Annotated in this window: 16 protein-coding genes; all 16 read left to right on the top strand. The window is 54.1% G+C overall.

Annotation, left to right across the window (positions count from 1 at the left end; all coding sequences use genetic code 11):
* The first annotated feature begins 80 nt into the window (after positions 1 to 80).
* A complete protein-coding gene (locus ETC07_RS15960) occupies positions 81 to 464 on the top strand; it encodes a pilin (RefSeq protein WP_276605469.1) in 384 nt (127 codons plus the stop codon).
* Positions 465 to 1,216: 752 nt separating this feature from the next.
* Positions 1,217 to 2,791 carry a phosphohexomutase domain-containing protein gene (locus tag ETC07_RS01900; RefSeq protein ID WP_136246807.1) on the top strand — a complete coding sequence of 525 codons (1,575 nt, stop codon included), beginning with the start codon at positions 1,217 to 1,219 and terminating at the stop codon, positions 2,789 to 2,791.
* A 473-nt stretch (positions 2,792 to 3,264) separates the two neighbouring features.
* On the top strand, positions 3,265 to 5,031 hold the full coding sequence (locus tag ETC07_RS01895; protein WP_136246806.1) for an SLC13 family permease: 1,767 nt from the start codon (positions 3,265 to 3,267) through the stop codon (positions 5,029 to 5,031).
* Positions 5,032 to 5,139: 108 nt separating this feature from the next.
* Entirely contained in the window at positions 5,140 to 6,069 is a 930-nt protein-coding gene (cysQ, locus tag ETC07_RS01890; RefSeq protein ID WP_136246805.1) for a 3'(2'),5'-bisphosphate nucleotidase CysQ, read from the top strand.
* Between the two features lie 69 nt (positions 6,070 to 6,138).
* A complete protein-coding gene (gene cysD, locus ETC07_RS01885; RefSeq protein WP_136246804.1) occupies positions 6,139 to 7,053 on the top strand; it encodes a sulfate adenylyltransferase subunit CysD in 915 nt (304 codons plus the stop codon).
* Positions 7,054 to 7,065: 12 nt separating this feature from the next.
* Entirely contained in the window at positions 7,066 to 8,982 is a 1,917-nt protein-coding gene (cysN, locus tag ETC07_RS01880; RefSeq protein WP_136246803.1) for a sulfate adenylyltransferase subunit CysN, read from the top strand.
* Positions 8,982 to 10,475, top strand: coding sequence for a tetratricopeptide repeat protein (locus ETC07_RS01875; protein ID WP_306462082.1), 1,494 nt, complete (start codon positions 8,982 to 8,984; stop codon positions 10,473 to 10,475). The genes cysN and ETC07_RS01875 overlap by 1 nt, the downstream gene beginning before the upstream one ends.
* Positions 10,472 to 11,119: an ABC transporter ATP-binding protein gene (locus ETC07_RS01870; RefSeq protein WP_136246802.1), complete on the top strand. Its 648-nt coding sequence runs from the start codon at positions 10,472 to 10,474 to the stop codon at positions 11,117 to 11,119. The genes ETC07_RS01875 and ETC07_RS01870 overlap by 4 nt, the downstream gene beginning before the upstream one ends.
* Before the next feature lie 20 nt (positions 11,120 to 11,139).
* Positions 11,140 to 12,114, top strand: a complete 975-nt coding sequence (locus ETC07_RS01865; protein ID WP_136246801.1) for a glycosyltransferase family 2 protein — start codon at positions 11,140 to 11,142, stop codon at positions 12,112 to 12,114.
* 7 nt (positions 12,115 to 12,121) lie between these two features.
* Positions 12,122 to 13,438, top strand: a complete 1,317-nt coding sequence (locus ETC07_RS01860; RefSeq protein ID WP_136246800.1) for a glycosyltransferase family 2 protein — start codon at positions 12,122 to 12,124, stop codon at positions 13,436 to 13,438.
* Positions 13,439 to 13,485: 47 nt separating this feature from the next.
* Positions 13,486 to 14,823, top strand: a complete 1,338-nt coding sequence (locus ETC07_RS01855) for a UDP-glucose dehydrogenase family protein (RefSeq protein WP_136246799.1) — start codon at positions 13,486 to 13,488, stop codon at positions 14,821 to 14,823.
* 108 nt (positions 14,824 to 14,931) lie between these two features.
* A complete protein-coding gene (locus ETC07_RS01850) occupies positions 14,932 to 16,047 on the top strand; it encodes a hypothetical protein (protein WP_136246798.1) in 1,116 nt (371 codons plus the stop codon).
* A gap of 1,292 nt (positions 16,048 to 17,339) precedes the next feature.
* A complete protein-coding gene (locus tag ETC07_RS01845; protein WP_168709147.1) occupies positions 17,340 to 18,380 on the top strand; it encodes an acyltransferase family protein in 1,041 nt (346 codons plus the stop codon).
* Positions 18,381 to 18,427: 47 nt separating this feature from the next.
* Complete coding sequence (gene glf, locus ETC07_RS01840; RefSeq protein WP_136246796.1) at positions 18,428 to 19,570, top strand: UDP-galactopyranose mutase; 1,143 nt, start codon at positions 18,428 to 18,430, stop codon at positions 19,568 to 19,570.
* A gap of 43 nt (positions 19,571 to 19,613) precedes the next feature.
* Positions 19,614 to 20,600: a glycosyltransferase gene (locus ETC07_RS01835; protein ID WP_136246795.1), complete on the top strand. Its 987-nt coding sequence runs from the start codon at positions 19,614 to 19,616 to the stop codon at positions 20,598 to 20,600.
* Entirely contained in the window at positions 20,600 to 21,988 is a 1,389-nt protein-coding gene (locus ETC07_RS01830) for an undecaprenyl-phosphate glucose phosphotransferase (protein ID WP_136246794.1), read from the top strand. The genes ETC07_RS01835 and ETC07_RS01830 overlap by 1 nt, the downstream gene beginning before the upstream one ends.
* Positions 21,989 to 22,003: the final 15 nt, after the last annotated feature.

Raw genomic sequence — 22,003 nt, 5'->3', positions numbered from 1 at the left:
CGCCGAGTAGCGGCCGGTTCGGCACCATGACAACACGTACAAATCGAGCAGGAAGGGGTAACCAGATGACGACACAGGACATGAAGCAAGGCACGCGGCGCACTCAGGGCGGCTTTACCCTGATCGAGCTGTTGATCGTGGTAGCGATTATCGGGGTCTTGGCCGCGATTGCGATTCCGCAGTATCAGGACTATACAGAGCGAGCGAATCACAGTGCAGCGATTTCCGAGCTTAGTGCGGCTAAGCAAGAAGTCGCTGTTAATCTTTCCGAAGGGGAAGATGACGCCTGCGTTGGAGTGGATTTTGGATGCTCTGATAATGATGGTAGCGGAACGATTAGCAATGATACGGATGATAATAATGCATCTGATTCAGGTAATTTTCATACGAATGCTGTAATCTCCTGGACTGAAACAAGTAATTCTGTGAACTGGGAAGTTCGGGAATGGGACTCTGTTGAATGATGGTGGTGAATAAATTTGGAATAATTTATTTTTGGGTGGCAGTAGGGTTTTCGGCTAAATAGAGCTATAGCTTGGTTTGGAGGGGCGGTCGGTTTTTGCCGGCCGCTTTTCTTTTATTAGAGGAATTAAATAGCCGAAAAACTTTGGGCCGTGTGGCAGAGAGAAGAAGGCGCCTATTGAGCCGTATGTGAGCTTAGGGGCTCAAATGTAATCAACCAGGCGAGGCGATCCACGGTCAGGCTGGGGTGATGAAGGGTAAAGGCATTGAGCCTGTGACACCGATTCTGGTGCTGGATGGCGGGCGAAGGGCATTCACTGTGTATGACCGATGGTCGGGGAGAGCAAATCAGCAAGGCCCTTGCTTGTCGTTGTTATCAGGGCCTTGACCTAAAAGCGTGTTGTCGTTGTTGGTGTGGCTTTGGTTTGTTATTGGGTGAATGGCCACCTCGAGTGGCAGCAATTCAAGCCTGAAAAGGGCGCTTCCGCGGGCTTTCTTGGGCCGTCTGTCAGCAGCGCTTCAATGGTCGCCATCATGGCGGCGAAAGCCGGAGACGGCAACGCGACCTTGGTGGTGCGACCTTGGTCGCAAGGGCGTGGGCGCTGATGCGTGGCGGGCGGTTGGCGCGCAGGCATCAGGCCATTCGTGATATCCCGTCGGCGACATGGCACCATGGCAAACCTTTCGCCGCCGGTTGGCCGTTTGGCACCGGTATCGGCAGCACAGGGCGCATGATGGACAGGGAGACAACGGCATGCAGGATGTGATTCAGGCATTTCACGATATTCAGCCCGACCCGGCTGATTCGGCTCAGGCGGTCAGCTTCGGGACATCCGGGCATCGCGGGCGCTCCCTGGCGGGGTCCTTCAACCGCCGGCATATCCTGGCGGTGGCGCAGGCGGTCGTGGACTACCGGACCGAAGCCGGCACCATCGGCCCGCTGTACCTGGGGCGTGACAGCCACGCGCTCTCGCGGCCGGCCTGGGAAACGGCGCTGCAGGTGCTGATCGCCAATGGTGTTGAGGTGCGCATCGAGCGTCACGGCGAGCTCACCGCCACGCCGGTGATCAGTCGCGCCATTCTCGCCCACAATGATGAAGCGGGCGTGCCGCGGGCCGATGGGCTGATCGTCACTCCCTCGCATAACCCGCCCGAGGATGGCGGCATCAAGTATAATCCGCCTCACGGCGGGCCTGCCGATGGCGAGGCGACCGGTTGGATCGAGCGCCGCGCCAATGAATTGTTGTCCCAAGGGCTCGATAGCGTCGCCAAGGTGTCGCTGGACGAGGCGCTGGGGCGAGCCGTTCGCCACGACATGGTGGGTGAATACGTGGATGCGTTGGCCTCGGTGGTGGACCTACCGAGCATCGCGGCGTCCGGGCTGCGGCTGGCCGCCGACCCTATGGGAGGCACGGCTTTGCCCATCTGGCAGGCCATCGTCGAGCGACATGGCTTGAACCTCGCGGTGGTCAACACCGAGCTCGACGCGAGCTTCGCCTTCATGCCGGCCGACCATGACGGTAAGACCCGCATGGACTGCTCCAGCCCGGCGGCCATGGCCAACCTGCTGGCCATGAAGGAAGACTTCGACCTGGCCTTCGGCAACGACCCGGACGCCGATCGGCACGGTATCGTCGATGCCGCAGGGCTGATGAACCCCAATCATTACCTGGCGGTGGCCATCGACTACCTGCTGACTCATCGCCCTGGTTGGGGAGATGAGCGCAAGGTAGGCAAGACGCTGGTCTCGTCATCGATCATCGACCGCGTGGTAGCGGCGCGTAATCGTGTGCTGCACGAGGTGCCGGTCGGCTTCAAGTGGTTCGTCGATGGCCTGCATGAGGGCTGGCTGGCCTTCGGCGGTGAAGAAAGCGCGGGAGCGAGTTTCCTGACGTTCGACGGCCGGCCCTGGTCGACCGACAAGGACGGTATTCTGCTGTGCCTGTTGGCCGCCGAGCTGATGGCGGTCACTGGCAATAGCCCAAGCGAGGCCTACTTTGAGCTGACCGAGCGTCACGGTGCCCCGTATTATCGGCGCGTCGATAGCGCCTGTAGCCCCGAACAGCAGCAGGCCTTCAAGCGTTTGGACCCCGCGAGCCTCGGCGTCACCACGCTGGCGGGTGATGCGGTCGAGCGGGTTCTCGTGAAGGCGCCGGGCAATGATGCGCCGATCGGTGGCCTAAAGGTGGAAACCGCCAATGGCTGGTTCGCCGCACGCCCCAGCGGCACCGAGCCGCTTTACAAGATCTATGCCGAGAGCTTCCGGGGAGAGGCCCATCTTCAGGCCCTGATCGAAGAGGCTCAGGCGGCCTTGGCGGAGGCGCTCTAACAGTTGATGAGACAGTAAGCTTTGTCGGCCGCGGCTTGAGGTGAGCGGCGGTTTATGATTAGAATCTTTATATTCAATGGGTTGGGGAAATGCCCCGGCACCATGGGTTGCTAGGAATCCAGCATGGCGCATCGCTTCGGCGAAAGATGGCGTGTCGCTGAGATTAGCCGCCGGGCAAACTGATTGGCTACATTGGTCTGGCCGGCCTGAACCCTCTGGCGGGATGTCGTCAGAGGGTTTTTCGTGTGTGGGTCGCCGAAGATGGCCAAGTCAACTTTGCTTAGTGGCAGTGCCTGCTAAGGCTCGATAGAGGCGCCCTCGGCATTGGCGTAGAATCGAAAGCTTGAAAACGCATCCGGTCACCAGGCGTTGTGCGATGGCATGACCGATGCTACAGAACAGCAGGGCATGGGAAAGCGCCCGGGACAATCCCCGGGCGGTAGCGTGCCTGGTAATTCCATTCAGGGAGAGACATGGAACCCACCGCTATCGTGACGCTGCTTACCATCTTGCTGACACTCGTTACGCTGGCGGCGACGCGGATCTCTCCTGATGTGATTCTCATGGGAGCGTTAGCTGTATTGGTGGTCTCCGGTATTCTTACGCCATCGGAAGCCTTGGTAGGATTTTCCAACCCGGGTGTCATGACGATCGCCACGCTGTATGTAGTAGCAGGAGGGCTGAAGGAGACCGGTGCGATTCAGTGGCTAGCCCATCGTCTGCTAGGCCAGCCTGAACGCTTGCAACAAGCTCAGCTGCGGGTGTTATTACCGGCTGCTGGGCTGAGTGCCTTCATGAACAACACCGCCGTGGTGGCCATGTTTATTCCCGCCATCCAGGAATGGGCGGGGCGACTGAATCTACCCCCCTCCAAGTTGCTGTTACCACTTAGCTATGCTGCCATCATCGGTGGCACCTGCACGTTGATCGGGACCAGTACTAATCTGGTCGTCGACGGCCTGTTGCAGACCGAGCAGGGTGTCAATCTGGCCATGTTCTCGTTGGCCTGGGTCGGCGTGCCGCTGGTGCTGGTGGGGGGAGTTTTCCTTTATTGGTTCGCCGATCGACTGTTGCCCAACCGACAAGGGGCATTGGAGCAACTGGAGACGGCGCGCGAGTATGCCGTCGAAGTCGTCGTGGACGAGAAAGGGCCACTGGTCGGGCGAAGCATCGTCGATGCCGGCCTGCGTCACTTGAGCCACGGTTATCTGGCGGATATCGAACGCCAGGAACGATTGCTGACCGCCGTGCCTCCCGACACCGAGCTACAGTCCGGGGATATTCTGATCTTCATCGGTGCCCCCGAGTGTGCTCGTGAGTTGCGGCGCATTCGCGGGCTTCGGCCGGCAGGTGGCGATGTGCACAAGCTAAATATCGATCATCATCACCGCTGCCTGGTGGAAGCCGTCATTGGCCCCGACTTCGCTGGGCTGGGGCAGACGGTGCGAGAGTCACGCTTTCGCTCCCGCTATCAGGCGGTGATCCTGTCGATCTCGCGCCACGGAAAACGCCTGCCTGGTAAGCTCGGTGATATTCGCTTGCAGGTTGGCGATACGTTGTTGCTCGAGACCGCGCAAGACTTCGTCGACCAGTACCGGTACCGGAAGGATTTCCTGCTGGTGAGCGGCCTGAATGACTCGACACCGCCTGACTTTCGCAAGGCGCCGCTAGCCTTGGGCATTCTGGCGGCGATGGTGATCAGCAGTGCCACCGGGTTGTTGTCCATTCTCGAAGCGGCGCTGCTGGCTGGAGGCGCCATGCTGATGACTCGCTGTGTACCGGCCAGCAAGGCCCGGCGCTCGGTGGATCTTTCGGTACTGATTGTGATCGCGGCTTCGTTTGCTCTGGGGGCTGCGATGAACAAGACCGGTGCCGCCGAGCAGATTGCTCAGTGGTTATTGCTGGCCGATGGTTTGACACCATGGTTGGCCTTGGCGTTGGTCTATCTACTGACGGTGATATTCACAGAGCTGATTACCAATAATGCTGCCGCGGTGCTGATGTTTCCGATCGCGGTGGCGGTTGCCGGGCAGCTCGGTGTCGATTTCATGCCCTTTGTGGTGGCGATCATGTTCGCGGCATCGGCCAGTTTCATGACCCCGTTAGGCTACCAGACCAACCTGATGGTACTGGGGCCCGGCGGCTATCGTTTCACCGATTACCTGCGCCTTGGGGCACCATTGAGCCTGATCGTTGGTGTCACGGCCGTCATGCTGATACCTCTCGTCTGGTCGTTCTAGGCTTTGTCTGAAAAGTCGGCGAGCGAAGGCCAGACAAGGAAAAAAATCTGTGAAAAGGCGGAGTTTACGGGGTGTGAATGAGGACTTTGAGTCGATTTTTAACACCGTATGGCCGAGCGCAGCCAGTTTTCGGACGAACCTAAAGGCGGGTATTGGCTTACTATTGTTGACTTCATAACCTTGGAACAAGGAGCTCTCTTGGCGGATCATGTAACGGACGACCTACGCACCAGCCTGATCGCAGGCGTGCACGCCGCCGGTCGCGACGTGATGGCGATCTACGAGCGCGATTTTGCGGTCGAGGCCAAGCAAGACCAGAGCCCGCTGACCGAAGCCGACATGGCATCGCATCATGCCTTGGTCGCGCTGTTGCAAGCGTCAACACCGGACATACCTATCCTCTCCGAGGAATCGGGTGAGATCCCTTACGAAACACGTCAGGCCTGGAGCCGCTACTGGCTGATCGACCCGCTGGACGGCACCAAGGAGTTCATCAAGAAGAACGGTGAATTCACCCTGAACGTCGCGCTGGTTGAAAACGGGGTGCCGGTGTTCGGCATCGTGCATGCGCCCGCAGTGGGCGAAGCGGGCGGAACCACCTGGATCGGTCAGCATGAGCAGGGCGCCTGGAAGCAGCAGGCGGATGGCGCCTATCATGCGATTACCACACGTGCGTTGCCGAACCCCGAGCAAGATAGCTGGAAAGTGGTCGGCAGCCGATCTCATGGCTCGGCCGAGTTCGAGGCCTTCTGTGCCGGGCTGCCGGCTCACGAACGTGTTTCTATGGGCAGCTCGCTGAAACTCTGCCTGGTCGCCGAAGGGGCGGCCGACCTCTACCCACGCCTCGCGCCCACCAGCGAGTGGGACACCGCCGCGGCCCAGGCCGTGGTGACCGCCGCTGGCGGTGAGGTGCTCGACGCCCAGACGCTTGCGCCGCTGTGCTGTAACCAGCAAGACAGCGTATTGAACCCGTTCTTTATCGTTTGTGGTCAGCGTGATGCACGCTGGGAGCAGGCGCTGAAGGCAAGCCTGGCGTAACGCCGTTTAGCCGCCGCGGGGCGCTACCGCCCGGTGGCGCCATGATTTGAACTTACTGGTCATTACGTTATGGACATTACCCCCGAACGCCAGACCCACCTCAAGCAGCTTGAAGCCGAGTCGATCCACATCATTCGCGAGGTGGCCGCGGAGTTCCGCAACCCGGTGATGCTGTACTCCATCGGCAAGGACTCCTCGGTCATGCTGCATCTGGCCCGCAAGGCCTTCTATCCGGGTACGCCGCCGTTCCCGTTGATGCACGTCAATACCACCTGGAAGTTTCGGGAGATGATCGAGTTCCGCGACCGCATGGCCGAGAAGGCCGGTATGGAACTGATCGAGCATATCAACGAGGAAGGCCGCGCCGCTGGTATCAACCCGTTCGACCACGGCAGTTCCAAGTACACCGATATCATGAAGACGCAGTCGCTGAAGCAGGCGCTCGACAAGCATCGCTTCGATGCGGCCTTCGGCGGTGCCCGCCGCGACGAGGAAGCCAGTCGTGCCAAGGAGCGCGTGTTCTCCTTCCGCGACAAGCACCACCGCTGGGACCCCAAGAGCCAGCGCCCCGAGCTGTGGAACACCTACAATGCCAAGGTGAACCAGGGTGAGTCGATTCGCGTATTTCCGCTCTCCAACTGGACCGAGCTGGATATCTGGCAATACATCTACCTCGAGTCGATCGACATCGTTCCTCTCTATTACTCCGCCCCGCGCCCGGTCGTGAACCGCGATGGTATGGATATCATGGTCGACGACGACCGTTTGCCGCTCGAGGAGGGCGAGGTGCCGGAAGAGAAGTGGGTGCGTTTCCGTACACTCGGCTGCTATCCGCTGACCGGCGCGGTGGAATCCCGGGCCACCACGCTGCCCGAGATCATTCAGGAGATGCTGCTGACGAAAACCTCCGAGCGCAGCGGACGCGCCATCGACCATGATCAGGCCGGGTCGATGGAGAAGAAGAAACGCGAAGGGTATTTCTAAGGGAGCGCACTCATGTCACATCAATCAGACCTCATTGCCGACGATATCGAGCAGTACCTCCAGGAGCACGAGAACAAGGATCTGCTGCGCTTCATCACCTGTGGCAGCGTCGATGACGGCAAGTCGACGCTGATCGGGCGGTTGCTGCACGATTCCAAGATGATCTACGAGGATCAGCTAGCGGCGATTACCCAGGCGTCCAAGACGAGCGGCACCACCGGCGATGAAGTCGATCTCGCCCTGTTGGTGGATGGCCTGCAGTCAGAGCGCGAGCAGGGCATCACCATCGACGTAGCCTATCGCTTCTTCTCCACCGATCGGCGTAAGTTCATCATCGCCGATACCCCCGGGCACGAGCAGTACACTCGTAACATGGCGACCGGTGCCTCCACCGCCAGCTTGGCGGTGATCCTGGTCGACGCCCGTCACGGTGTACAGACGCAGACTCGGCGCCACAGCTTCATCGCCGACCTGCTGGGCATCCAGCATCTGGTGGTGGCGATCAACAAGATGGACCTCGTTGACTATTCGCAAGAGCGCTATGAGGAAATCGTCGCCGAGTACCAGGAGATCGCCGGCAAACTCAACGCCCCGGATATCCGCTTCGTGCCGCTCTCGGCGCTCAAGGGCGACAACGTCGTCAATCCGAGCGAGTCGATGAACTGGTATGAGGGGCCGGCACTGCTCGAGCTACTCGAGACCGTCGAGATCACCCACGACCAGAACCTGCGTGACCTGCGCCTGCCGGTGCAGTACGTCAACCGCCCGAATCTCGACTTCCGTGGCTACTGCGGTACCCTGGCCGCCGGCGTGATGAGCCCGGGCCAAAAGGTGAGGGCGCTGCCGTCGGGCAAGGTGTCGACCATCGAGCGCTTGGTGACCTGGGATGGTGACCTGAAATCCGCTTACCCCGGCGACGCCATCACCGTGACCCTGGAAGATGAGATCGATATCTCGCGCGGCGATTGGCTGGTGGCCGAAAGCGATCAGGTTCCGCTGGCATCCAGCTTCGAAGCCGATATCGTGTGGATGCACGAAACCGCGCTGGAATCGGGTAAGTTGTATGACATCAAGCTGGCGACCCGTGATGCGGCCGGCAAGGTCAGCGCCATTGACTACCAGGTCGACGTCAATACCCTCGAACATCGCCACGCCGATCACCTCGATCTCAACACCATCGCCCGTTGCACGCTGGAGCTGACCGCCCCGGTACCGGTCGACGACTACCGTAGCAGCCCCGGCACCGGCAGCTTCATCATCATCGACCGGCTGACCAATATCACCGTGGGTGCTGGTATGATCCACCAGCCGCTGGAGAGCGAGCTGCCCTACGAGTTCCGAGACAACGACAGCAAAGCGAACGTGGTGTGGAACCGCACCAGCGTGACCCAGGCCATGCGTGAGCAGCTCAACGGCCACGCCGGCAAGTGCGTGTGGTTCACCGGCTACTCCGGCTCCGGCAAGTCGACCCTGGCCAACGCCCTGGAAGTGGAACTGAACCGCCGCGGCTACCACACCATGCTGCTGGACGGCGACAACATTCGCCATGGCCTGTGCAAGGATCTTGGCATGGGGGAAGCAGACCGCACTGAGAACATCCGGCGGGTGGGCGAAGTAGCTCGGCTGTTCGCCGAGGCAGGGGTGATCGTGATCACCGCCTTCATCTCGCCGTTCCGTAGCGACCGAGATGCTGCCCGTGAGCTGTTCGACGACGGCAGCTTCGTCGAAGTGCACGTGGACACGCCGCTGGATATCTGCGAACAGCGTGATCCCAAGGGGCTGTATCAGAAAGCGCGTGAGGGCACGATTCAGGATTTCACCGGCATCAACAGCCCCTATGAAGTGCCGCCTAAGGCGGAAGTGGTGCTCGACACCATGAGCCACAACCAGCAGGAGTTGGTGACTCAGCTGGTGAAAGTCTGCCTGTGATGACTGAGCAACTAAATGATGATGTGGTCAAGACTGGGCTACCACCACTAGATAAAGAGTTGTGGTGGCCTCGCCAAGCCATGAACAATGGCAACTGGCAAAATGCGGTTCAACGTTGGGCCATCCTACGCCAAGTTTATCCCGAGAAGCCCGCTGTCTGGGTTAAAGCTGCTATTTCGCATCGCCACCTAGGACAATTGGAAGAGGCCGAGGCTCTGCTTAGCAGTGCATGTGAACGTTTTGTAGGGGTCCCAGGCCCTCTATTAGAACTAGCAACGCTGCGTTGCGAACAAGGGCGGATGAGCGAGGCTGAAGCCCTGGCGGCCGAGGCGCGCGAACGCTTCCCGGAAGAGATGGCGGTGATGCTGGGCTCTGCCCGAGTGGCGGCGAGCTCCGGTGATGCAACGGCGGCGTTGGCCTTCAACCAAGATGCGCGTGAGCGTTTTCCGGAGGCGCCCGAGCCCAGTCTCCAGCATGCTGAACTGGCCATGCAAACCGAGGAGTGGCCGCTGGCCCTGGATCGCTGGCGAGAAGTGCGCGAACGATTCCCCAAACATGCCGAGGGCTTTACCCGGGCGGCGGATGCCGCCCAGGCCATAGGAGACGAGAGCCTGGCACGTCAGCTCAGGCTGGCCCAGGAGTATGGCAATGCCTGGCTAGAAAGCGTACAGGACGATGAGCAGGGCGGGGAAGAAACGCCGCATACCATCAATCCGCCCCAGCGCCGGGACTGGCGTACCTTCGTGGATCTCGTCTGGACCAAGGCCCGCTTGAATCTCAAGAGTGAGGCCAGTCAGAACCACTTGCGGTATCTATGGTGGATCCTCGATCCCGTGCTCTACATGACGGTGTTCTATATCGTCTTCGGCCTATTGATGGAACGCGGCGGGCCGGGCTTCATCGCCTACCTGCTGACCGGGCTGGTGCCTTTCCAGTGGTTCGCCAAGACGGTGCAGCAGACCTCGAACTCTATCGTCGGGGGCAAGGGGTTGATGCACAAGGTGCGCATCTCGCCCTTGTTCTTCCCGTTGGTGGGCATCGTGCAGAATACCGGCAAGCAGCTGCTGGTATTCGCCATGCTGGGGGCCTTCTTGATCCTCTATGGGCTGCCACCGACGATCCACTGGTTGGCCTTTATTCCCATCGTGCTGGTGCAACTCCTGTTGATGATAGTGGTGAGTTGTACCCTGGCCATGATGGTGCCCTTCGCACGAGACCTGACTAACCTGATTCCTACCGGTATTCAGTTCCTGCTATTCACCAGCGGTATCTTCTATACCATCGACCGCATTCCTGAGGACTGGCGTTCGCTGTTCTTCACCAACCCCATGGCCAATATTCTTTACCAGTACCGGCAAGTGTTTGTCGAGAACCAGTGGCCGGACTGGAGTGGACTAGGCTGGGTGGCTCTTGGCAGTGGCCTTGGCCTGGGGCTGGTGGTGTTTCTGTATCGGCGCCTTGAGCCCATTTTTCCCAGGGTGGTGATCGAATGATGCCCAAAAATGGAAAACACAGCGACGTCATTATTTCCCTGCAAGATGTGGGCGTGCGTTACAAACGTCGCGGCGGGCTCTTCCGCAAGCCTGAATATTTCCAGGCGCTTGAGAGCATCAGCTTCGACATCCATCGCGGTGAGACTCTGGGCATTCTCGGTCGCAATGGCGCCGGCAAGTCGACCCTGCTACGCGTAGTAGCGGGCATCATCCAGCCGGATAGTGGGGGAGTCATCAATCATGGCGTGACAGTATCATTGCTAGCGCTGCAGGCAGGCTTCGATGCCGAACTGCCTGGCACCGACAACGCCATTCTCAGCGGCATGCTGATGGGGTATACCCGTAAGCAAGTCGAAGCACGACTGGACGATATTGCCGAGTTCTCCGAACTCGGCGACTTCATGTATGAGCCGGTCAAGACCTACTCTTCAGGTATGAAAGCCCGTCTTGGCTTTTCCGTGGCAATGTATATGACGCCTGACGTGCTGTTACTGGATGAAGTGCTGAGTGTCGGTGACAAAGAGTTTAAAAAGAAGGCCGAGACTGAGATGATGAAGAAGCTGCATTCGGATCAAACAGTCCTTCTTGTATCGCACTCTGAGCAACAAATTAAAAGAGTTTGCGAGCGAAGTGTATTTTTGTGATTTCTTGTCAAGAGGTAGTTATGTCAGCAAGAGTTGCTATAGTTATTCCGGTCCACAATGAGCGTGAAAGGTTGGTTGGTGCTGTCGAGTCCATTTCGGAGCACAATAATGTTTCGGTAAAGTTTTATATAGTGGACGATGCTTCTACCGATGGTACAGGAGAGGTAATAGAAAAATATTTCCAGGATAAGCAGTTACCCTATGAAATAATCGCCAATAAACATCCTGAAGGTGCAGGAGGCAGTAGAAACTCTGGGTTTAAGAGAGTGGTGGAAGATTATACTCTGTTTTTCGATGCGGATGACTTTGTTTTTCCTGGCATGTTAGATAAGGTTGTTCAGCTTGCGGATCAAGATTCATCCCAAGTGGTTGTTATGGGCTATGATCGGGTGTACGCAGAAAATGACCGAAAGCTAGGTATGAATCATCATGATGAAAAGGTTTTTGAGCGAGTGCAGCATGAAAACAAGCTGTCGCCGTTTTCAATAAAGAAGTCTGGTTTTTTGTTAGATTTGGTGAATTACCCATGGAACAAGCTTGTTTCTACAGAATATGCAAAGGATATCGGGCTGCACTTTTCCTCAACTCCTGTTCATAATGATGTTTTTGCTCACTGGCAAATTCTTATGAATTGTAGTCGGCTGTCAGTGACAAGTGAATCTTTTTGCGGGCATAGGGTTTCGTTTAATGAGGGGCAGATCACTAATATTTCGGACTCAAGGCGGCTCGCAATGCTGAATGTCTTTTCTGAGCTCGAAGACTATTTTGATCAAAATGATGAGCTCAAGCCATTGTTTTATCACTACTTTATTTCTTTTAAGATAAGGCTCTTCAGGTGGGGCAGCGCTAAAATTGATGATGGGCACAAGGAGGAATTTTATAATGCCTTTTGTGATAGTTTTCACAGGATGAAGAAGTTAGATTTCGTTGCGTTATCTGAGAAAATGCCGCGTGTTTCTGTGGAAGCTCTTCGCTATCGGCTTCGCTTGAGGTGAGTGATTTATGATTTCTGTAATTGTTACTACGTATAACATTGAAGAGTATGTCGAGCAATGCCTTAGAAGCGTTATCGGCCAGACTTATAGAGACTTGGAGATCATCGTTGTTGATGACGGCTCCAGTGATGGCACGAGAGAGATTATCAATAAGGTGTCTAGTCAGGACGCTCGAATAGTACCTGTTCTGCTTCCTGAGAATACACCTGGTGGTGTTGCTGTAGCAGCTAATATTGGTATGGCTACAGCTACAGGAGAGTATATCGGGTTCGTCGATGGTGATGACTGGTGCGAACCTTTCATGTTCGAGAAGCTTGTTACTTCCGCGGAAAAGCATGGCGTTGATCTGGTTGTTGGTAATTTCAAAAATTACGACGAACTTACGTCGTCTTATTACGATGCAAGTGATAAGCGGCATTGGTTGAGCGGCCTTCCTGAAGATGAATTTATTTCGGGAGAGGCCGCTAAGAAGTCTCTTTTAAAATTCAATCCAGTTCCATGGCGTAAGCTTTATAACCGGGCATTTATTGAAAAAAATGCGATTCGTTTCCCCGAAGGAGACTACTTTTACGAAGACAATCCATTCCATTGGTTTTGTGTCGCAAAGGCAGATGGCTTTTCATTAGTCCCGGAATATCTTTGCTATCATCGGATGAATCGTGTTGGGCAAACCATGTCATCCGGGGATAGAAGGCTCCTGGCCATGTATGAACATCATCAAACAATTCATGATTGGTTGAAAGATGGCTCTTTGCTAGAGCTCTACAAGGTAGAGCTAATTTTATGGGTGGTGAATAATACTTGCTGGATTTATGACGCTATAAGGGATGAGTTTAAAGGAGAGGTTTTAGCATCTCTTTCTCATGCTCTTGATAATTATGATCGAGAATTTCTGGGGTCAACCCTTGTTCCTGGAAATATGGGGGATAAGGGGCGTAAGCTTGCCGATCGAGCATTGGGAGATGGCTCTTTGAGTCAGGGTGAAGGCAGCAAAGCCAAGATTGTTAATAACAGGCATCTTGGTTTGGTGGGTGATGCTGTAGTGTACTACAAAAGGTATGGTGTGGTTGAGACTGCTAAGAAGATTAGGAGTTATTTGTATGCGCGAGCTCCTTATAAAGTCAGGAAGGTGGCGGGTTTGTTGCGGCGCAGTCATGATACGAACAATGCTGATGAAAATGTTGTGAAATCTCTAAAAGAGATTCGTGAGCATCTGGAATTTCAAAAGTTGATGCATGCTCTGAGTGAAGAAGAAAATGAAAAGATGAAAGATGAAGTTAAGAAGCTGCGAGAAGATGTTAAAAAAATAAAAGATAGCTTATAGGGCTGCCGTCCCCAAACTTTGAGTTCATCTTTGACAGAGTTCTGGATATGAAAATCACGATTTTTGGTACCGGCTATGTGGGGCTGGTGACCGGCACCTGCCTGGCCGATGTGGGTCACGACGTGCTGTGCATGGATGTGGATGCCGACAAGGTCGCCCGCCTGGAGGCCGGCGAGGTGCCCATCTACGAGCCGGGCCTGGAGGGGATGGTGCAGGCCAACGTGGCCGAGGGTCGGCTGCGCTTCACCACCGATCCGGTCGCGGCGGTGGGCTTCGGCACCCTGCAGTTCATCGCCGTGGGCACGCCGCCGGATGAAGACGGCAGTGCCGACCTGCAGTATGTGCTGGCGGTGGCCGAGACCATCGGCCGTCACATGGCCGATAGTAAGGTCATCGTCGACAAGTCCACCGTGCCGGTGGGCACCGCCGATCGCGTGCATGAAACCGTGGCCGGGGTGCTGGCCGAGCGTGGTGCCTCGCTCGACTTCGAGGTCTGCTCCAATCCCGAATTCCTCAAGGAAGGCGCGGCGATCGAAGACTTCACGCACGGCGCACGGATCATCGTGGGTACCGAGTCCGACAGGGTGAAGGCGCTGATGCACGAGTGCTACGGGCCGTATATCCGTCTTCAGGAAAAACTGATGTTCATGGATGTGCGGGCGGCGGAGCTGACCAAGTATGCCGCCAATGCCATGTTGGCCACCAAGATCAGCTTCATGAACGAGATCGCCAACCTGGCCGAGCGGCTCGGGGCGGACGTGGAGCAGGTGCGTCGTGGCATCGGCTCGGACCCGCGTATCGGCTATCACTTCATCTACCCCGGTTGCGGCTACGGCGGCTCTTGCTTCCCCAAGGATGTCCAGGCCCTGGCGCGGACCGCCAGCGACGTCGACTATACGGCCGAGCTGCTGGGGGCCGTTGAGGCCGTCAACCAACGCCAGAAGCAGACCCTGTTCACCAAGCTGTCGCGGGCCTTCGATGGTGATCTGAATGGCAAGACCATCGCCCTGTGGGGGCTGGCCTTCAAGCCCAATACCGATGACATGCGTGACGCTCCGAGCCGTACGCTCATGGAAGCCTTATGGGCGGCCGGGGCCCGGGTGAAGGCCTATGATCCAGAGGCCATGGGCGAGTGCCGTCGTCTGTACGGGGAACATGACGGTCTCGAGCTGGTGGGAGATCGCACCGAGGCGGTCGACGGCGCGGATGCCTTGGTGATCTGCACCGAATGGAAGAGCTTTCGTAGCGTGGACTTCGCCTGGCTGAAGTCGAAGCTCTCGCTGCCGGTGGTCGTCGATGGTCGTAACCTCTTCGATCCCGAGGCGGTCAAGGCCGCGGGGCTGCTCTACTACGCCGTGGGGCGTAGTGACTCTTTGCAAGGATAGAGTTTGACAGGTGATATATGGAGTGATGGTGCATCATAAGCACTCTAGGTAATGCGTGGACTTCTTCTATATGTTTCGTGTTGTTCTTTTGTGACTGGAGAAAGTTTGATGAAAGTTTATTTGCATGTGGGCATGCCGAAATGCGCATCGTCGACCCTTCAACGTTTTTTTCGCGACAACCACGAACAGCATATCGCATGTGGCTTTTGTTACCCGGAAGCATATCGTGAGAAGGGCGGATACTTTAGCCATCGACCTCTGCACAAACTTTCTTCCGAAGATGTAGGGGGCGCAGTAAGAAAGATAAAGGAAGAGGCTGAGTCAAAAGGTTGTGATAAAATATTACTTTCTTCTGAGGAGTTTACCAACTCCTTGTGGGATAAAGATATTACTGCTTGTGTGATAAGGGAGCTTAACCATTTTTTTGGTGTTGATAACGTCTCCATTATGATGGTGGTTAGAAACCATCTTCCCTTTGTTGAGTCTGTTTTTTCCCAGTTTGTCAAAGGGGGGATGTTTAGAGTCCATATGGGGCGGTTTTTCCAAGAGAGCGATGGCGACCTTTTAGGTTTCATGGATTTTTTCCATAAAAATAATGGGTTTGATTTCTTTGTCTATTCTAATTTTGTGGACTTTTATAAGTCTATTGCGCCTAGCAATAGAGTGGCCTTGGTGTCAATGGAGCCTGAGGATAATGATGGAAAAGATATTGTAGATGTCATGTGTGATTGGTTTTCTTTGCCTTCGGCTATAAAAGATAGTGGAAAAGTTAACTCTAGATTCAGCGAGAAATCTCTATTAGCGATGCGTTATGCAAGAATGCATTTCGGTGGCGAGGATTTTATAAATAAAAGGAAGAGAATCAATAAGGTTTTTGAAATGAGGGGTGATGGAAGGTCAAAAGAATTTAGTCTATCGGGGGCTGCTTATGGTCGAGTGAGTGAAGGAGCGCTTAAGGATTTGGAGTGCTTTGAGAAAAACGATTACGATATCCCGAAGAAGGTTTTTAGTAATCTTGATGCTTTTCCTAGAGAGTTAGATGATATCTCGTTAAGTGGTGAAGAGATGTGTGCGGTGAAATATTTAATGGAGGAAAGTGCTCCTGATATTGAAAAGGCGCACATGTTGGCGGATTTTTCTCTTCCATACATTATGGGTATAATTAATAGGCATGAAAAAAAGTTGGATGAGCTTTCTGAAAGGCTCTTTAACGAAAGCGAGTGATGCTCATTTTGAGCTCTGTGGTTGTTAAGGGAGAGGGTATCTCCGTTAAGATGCTAAGGAAGTTCTCATAAGATTGTCGTTAAGCTATACTGCTTAGGTTTGGATGAGTTATATGCATTGATTTTCTTCATGAGACCCCTTTTAACGTCTATAGGTGGTTGCGCTATGTCCAAGAAAAATTGAAAATTTTTTTGCATGTAGGGATCCATAAATCAGGGTCAACATCAATACAGGGAGGGTTGTCAGGTTTTAGCTCGAATGAAAATGGAAGTGATGTCCTTTGCCTACTCGATCCAGTAAAAAATAACAATCAAGCTATTGTTCTTCTTTGTAAAAGTAAAGAACGTTTGCCGAGAGATCTGAAGAAAAAAGTGAGAGAGATTCGCCAAGATGAGCTTGACAGGATTGTTTTTGATTGGCTGGAGGAGGTGAGCGGGCAGTGCTATAAAGAAGGAATTCACACTGTTATTTTTTCGTGTGAGTGTCTTTTTGAGTTGCGTGAAAAAAGTCAGCGTTCTTCGTGTAAAGCTAGATAGCCATTCCCCTTCCGCGGAATTCTGTATCGTTGCATACGTGAGATATCCAGAGAGTTTTTGGGTTTCTAGTCTGCAGCAAAAACTAAAATCTTCACATTCTATAAGCCTTTCAACGGGAGTTGATTATAAGTCCATTGAAAGTTATGTCCGAACCTTTGACAAGATTATTGTGACGCCCTACGAAATGAGTGCCTTTCCTGAGGAATGGGTTGAGTTCAGAATTTCGTCCGCCTAATAAAAGCATGAAGCCGAATACATCTTTAAGTGCTGAAGCTCGTGAGATATTGCGTGAGTATAGGTTGCAAAGATATCCCCATAAGAATAATGTATTTACTGATGAGGGGCGTGAATTTTTGAGAGTTTTGTCGCAGTCAGATAACCCTGCCCCAGGGAAGGGGGGGGGGTGACGAGGTATGTTTTTGATGCTGTTGCAACAAATAATCACAATCAATGCAAATGGTTGAAGAGGGGGCGGGGTTGAGTTTTATAGAAGGTGATGCTCTGGAGATATACCCAGCTGTAATTAATGTAGATAAAGTAATTCAGAATTTTGAAGTCGACGTGTGCAGGAAGTCTTTAGTGCTGATGGATGTGATATGTCGTCTATCAAGGCTTCTGGGAAAGTCTAGAGAGAGTGTTAAAGAAGCTGGCGAGTGATAATCTATAAACATTATCTTTCAGAGTGTCATGGCGGATTGTCTGTTGTTTGGTTTTGTTATAATTAAATGAGAGGTTTCTATGAGGGAGGGAGGCGGGGTGCATCACTATGTTGCGTTAGATGGGTTAAGGGGCATGGCAGCTTTGCTAGTGGTAGTGACGCACATATCTACCCGAACGGAGTTGCTAGACGTTTTTCGAATATATGGACTTGGTCAAATCGGGGTTATGCTGTTCTTTGCCCTGTCTGGCTTTCTGATGATGCATGTTACAAATGGGAAAGAGTGTCGCGACCATTGGCGGAATTTCCTGGTAAGGCGAATTTCCAGAGTTTTGCCGTTGTATGTCTTTGTGGTTCTGTTGGCTTTTCTCACTAGTTTTGTATATATAGATGGGAGAAGCTTGTCGGTATTCGGCATACAGAACTTCGGGGAGGTGATCCAGCATCTTGCTCTTTTGAAAGGGAATGGTGTGCTATGGACTATTTCGATAGAGATCTTTTTCTACTTCTTGTTTCCGGTGTTTTGGTGGGCTAAAGATAAGTCATTGGCACATTTTTATGTGCTTTTAATTGCTGTCTTTGTTATCCAGCATATGGCCTATTTTGTAGGTGGCTGGGGGGAAGTGGATGTGGCTTTTGTGGGGATTATACCACGCGGCCATATGTTTCTTCTTGGGATGGCAATTTATCCAGTAGTTGGGCTTGTGAAAAATCGGTATGTCGTGTTTGATGTTCTATTTGTTTTGGCTGTGATCTTGGTTGTTCTAAATTTGCAAGATATCTCTAGTGAGCTGTTTGGATATAGTGTCTACATCTGGAAGAATCCTGTGGTTCTGCTCCTTATTTGTACAATTGTGGCGATGGGGGTTAATTTGAAAAAGGTCGGGTGTGTTCTTCAGAACCCGTTTTCAATTTTTCTTGGTAAAATCTCATACTCGCTTTATTTGATGCATATTTTTGTTCTTCAAGCCCTGAGGCGGTATACTGACTGGGAGGTGGATGATCGGCTTTTATACTGGAGTTCCTGCCTGGTGTTATCCGTGGTAGTTTCATATCTGACCTACCTCTTCATAGAGAGACCATTTCGCTCTATGTTGAATGCACGTTTTTGTACTTCGTATCAGGGTGTGCCTGTATAACGTTGTAATGAGCATAACTGTTTTTATTTGACTTTGATGGGGGGAGTATGAAGTTTATGTTGGTTGGTGCCGGATTTTCCGGTGCAGTGATTGGTCGCGAGCTCGCTGAAGTGGGCCACGAGGTTACGATTGTAGATGTGCGCTCGCATATTGCCGGTAATTGCCATACCGAACGTGATGGCGATACTGGAGTCATGGTGCATGCTTACGGGCCACATATTTTCCATACTGATGATCAGGAAGTGTGGGAATACGTCAATCGGTTCATGACGTTCAAGCCCTATGTGAATCGGGTAAAGGCGACTTCCAAGGGCCAGGTTTTCTCGCTGCCGATCAACTTGCATACCATCAATCAGTTCTTCGGCAAGACCATGCGGCCCGATGAGGCGCGGGAGTTTATCGAGGAACAAGCCGATACTTCAATTGAAGATCCGCAGACCTTCGAGGAGCAGGCGCTTCGCTTCGTCGGGCGTGATCTCTACGAGGCGTTCTTCAAGGGCTATACTCAGAAACAGTGGGGTTGTCACCCCAGTGAGCTTCCGGCCAGTATCTTGAAGAGACTGCCGGTTCGCTTCAACTATAATGACAACTACTTTTTCCATCGTTTTCAGGGCATGCCGGAAGAGGGCTACACAAAGCTGGTGGAAGGTATTCTCGACCATCCGAACATCAGCGTGTACCTGAATACACGTTTCGAGCGCGGGCAGATCGACGCATATGATCACGTCTTCTATTCGGGGCCTTTGGATGGTTTCTTCGACTACGAGCTGGGTCGGCTTGGATACCGCACTCTGGATTTCGAACGCTTCACCTACCAGGGGGATTACCAAGGCTGTGCGGTGATGAACTACGGCGAGGAGTCCGTGCCCTATACTCGCATCACCGAGCATAAGCATTTCTCACCCTGGGAGGAGCATGAGGGGAGCGTCTGCTATCGCGAGTTCAGCCGGGCCTGTGAGCCGGAAGATATCCCGTACTACCCTATTCGCCAGGTCAACGAGAAAGCCCTACTGGCCCAGTATGTCGATAAGGCACGGAAGCTAGACAAGGTAACCTTCGTGGGCCGGCTGGGTACTTATCGTTATCTCGATATGGACGTGACCATTCGCGAAGCTTTGGATACTGCACGTGGATTTTTAGCGCGTGTAGAGAATCACGAGCCTGTCCCCGCGTTCTTTGTCGAAACATGACCACGGCTCCCATGGAGTGATTAAATAGTGATTACCCCCCGAAATGCCTGACCAGATGCTCTCTTCATCTCGCTCCTATGCGACAAAGCTGGTGGCGGTTATCGTCTCTTTCAATCGTTGTGAGCACCTTAAGCAGGGCGTGTCAGCTGTGCTCGATGAGCCTGTGTCCGGATTGGTAGTGGTCGATAACGGCTCTAGCGATGGCAGCCGAGAATGGTTGGCCAGCCTGGAAGATTCTCGCTTACGGGTTATCCTACCTGAGCGCAATCTCGGAGGGGCGGGAGGTTTCGAGGTGGGGTTCAAGAAGGCACTCGAGGCCTTCGACCCCGACTGGTTGGTATGCTTCGATGACGATGCACGGCCGGCGCCTGGTGCTTTGGCAGCTTTCCTTGAACAGGATCTCGAAGGCATCGATGGCGCCGCGGCGGCCGTCTACTACCCCGATGGCAGCATCTGTGAGATGAACCGGCCCAGTTGGAACCCTTTCTGGCATGTCAGGCTGCTATGCAAGACGGTGCTCGGCACGCTGACAGGGCGCTCTCGAGGAGGGTTTCATCTGGCGGATCGGCACTATCGGGAAGCACGTGTCGATATTGATTCGTCGTCTTTCGTTGGGTGCTTCGTGCGCGCAGAGGCCGTGCGAAGCATCGGTTTGCCGCGAGGAGAGCTTTTCATCTATGGCGATGACATCATCTATACCTTGAGTCTTCGCAAGAGTGGAAGTCGACATGTCTTCTTGCCGAGTATTCGTTTCATACACGATTGTTCGGCTGACTTGCGAGGCAACGCTCGTATAGCACCTCTCTGGAAAGCCTTTTATGCTTATCGCAATGGTCTTGTGATGTACCGTGTCGCGGCGGGCGGCTGGTTTCCGTTCGTGTTGCCTGTCAAGCTTCTGAGTTGGTTGTTTGCCGTGCGGCACTACCCGGAAAAGCGTCGATACCTGCATCTCTGCTGGTCGGCCTTGCGCGATGCACTGCGTAAGCGTCCAAGTTGTTCTCATGAAGAACTGGTGAGGCGGTACCCCTGATGTCGCGGATCGCGAAGACCCTTTCAGGCTTCGAAGCCTACTCGCATATAGCGGTACGTTTCACGGACGCCGTGTCACTGCTGGGGGGTGGTTTCCTGGCGTATTGGCTACGCTTTGGTTCCCTCGAGAATATGGTCGAACGCTATCAGTGGATGATGCTCTCGGGCATGTTGCTGGGCATGATGATCTTCGGAGCCTGTGGCATTTATCGATCCTGGCGAGGCGCGGTGCGTGTGGAGTTGGTGATGAGGATCGCTCATGCCTTCATTATCCTGGGTGGCATTGTCTTCACTTACCTCTATTTTACCAAAACTGGCGTCGAGTTCTCACGCCTATGGCTAGGAATGTGGTTGACAGGTGCTTTCGTCATCAGTGTGGGCACCCGCACGCTGGCGTACCCTGTACTCAATCGCCTTCGCCGCCAGGGGCGTAATCGGAAGGGGGTCATTCTTGTCGGTGAAGTCGCATCCTGTCTCAATGCTGCACGGCATATTGCGGCTCAGCCCTCGGCAGGGTTTGATATCAAAGCCGTTCGCTTGCTGGATGCCAGCGACTGCTCGCGCTTCGAGGTCAGGGACTGTCGTGCCTTCGACGGTGAATACGATGCCAACCTGAACAGTGATGAAATCTGGGTCTGTCTGCCGCTTTCGCGTGGGGATCAAGTCGAGGAGATTCTGCGCGACCTAGATCATTGTATCGGCAATATTCGCTACATGCCGGACATGCACGGGTTGCGTCTACTGAATCATGATATTTCGACCGTGGCGGGGTTGTACCTGTTGGACATGAGCTGCACGCCGATGAGTGGCATGGCACGCTTCATCAAGGCCGCGGAGGACAAGTTATTGTCTGGTGCCGCCCTGTTGGTGCTATCTCCGCTGATGTTGCTGCTTGCACTGACAGTGAAGCTGACGTCTCGTGGGCCGGTATTCTATCGTCAAGAACGTATGAGCTGGAATGGCGAGAGCTTTCAGATGCTCAAGTTCCGTAGCATGCCTGTCGACAGTGAGTCTTGTGGCGTGCATTGGGGTGGGGCGCGCGACAAGGAAGTCACCCCGGTCGGACGCTTTCTGCGACGCTCAAGCCTTGATGAGCTGCCACAACTTATCAATGTCTTCACAGGGGATATGTCGTTGGTGGGGCCTCGCCCCGAGCGCACGGTATTCGTCGAACAGTTCAAGCATCAGATCCCTGGTTATATGCAGAAGCATATGATGCGGGCTGGTATCACCGGCTGGGCTCAAGTACACGGTTGGCGAGGCGATACGGATCTCGAGGCTCGTATTGAGCACGATCTTTGGTATATCGATAATTGGTCCGTCTGGCTGGATCTAAAGATCCTGCTCCTGACGGTGTGGCGTGGATTCTTTCATCCTCACGCTCTGTAATACGTTTTAAAAGGT

It is taken from the genome of Halomonas borealis (assembly GCF_004798905.1).
Classification (GTDB): Bacteria; Pseudomonadota; Gammaproteobacteria; order Pseudomonadales; family Halomonadaceae; genus Halomonas; species Halomonas borealis.
Note: the sequence above shows the minus strand (reverse complement) of the source record. Positions and strands in the feature narration are given on the sequence as shown.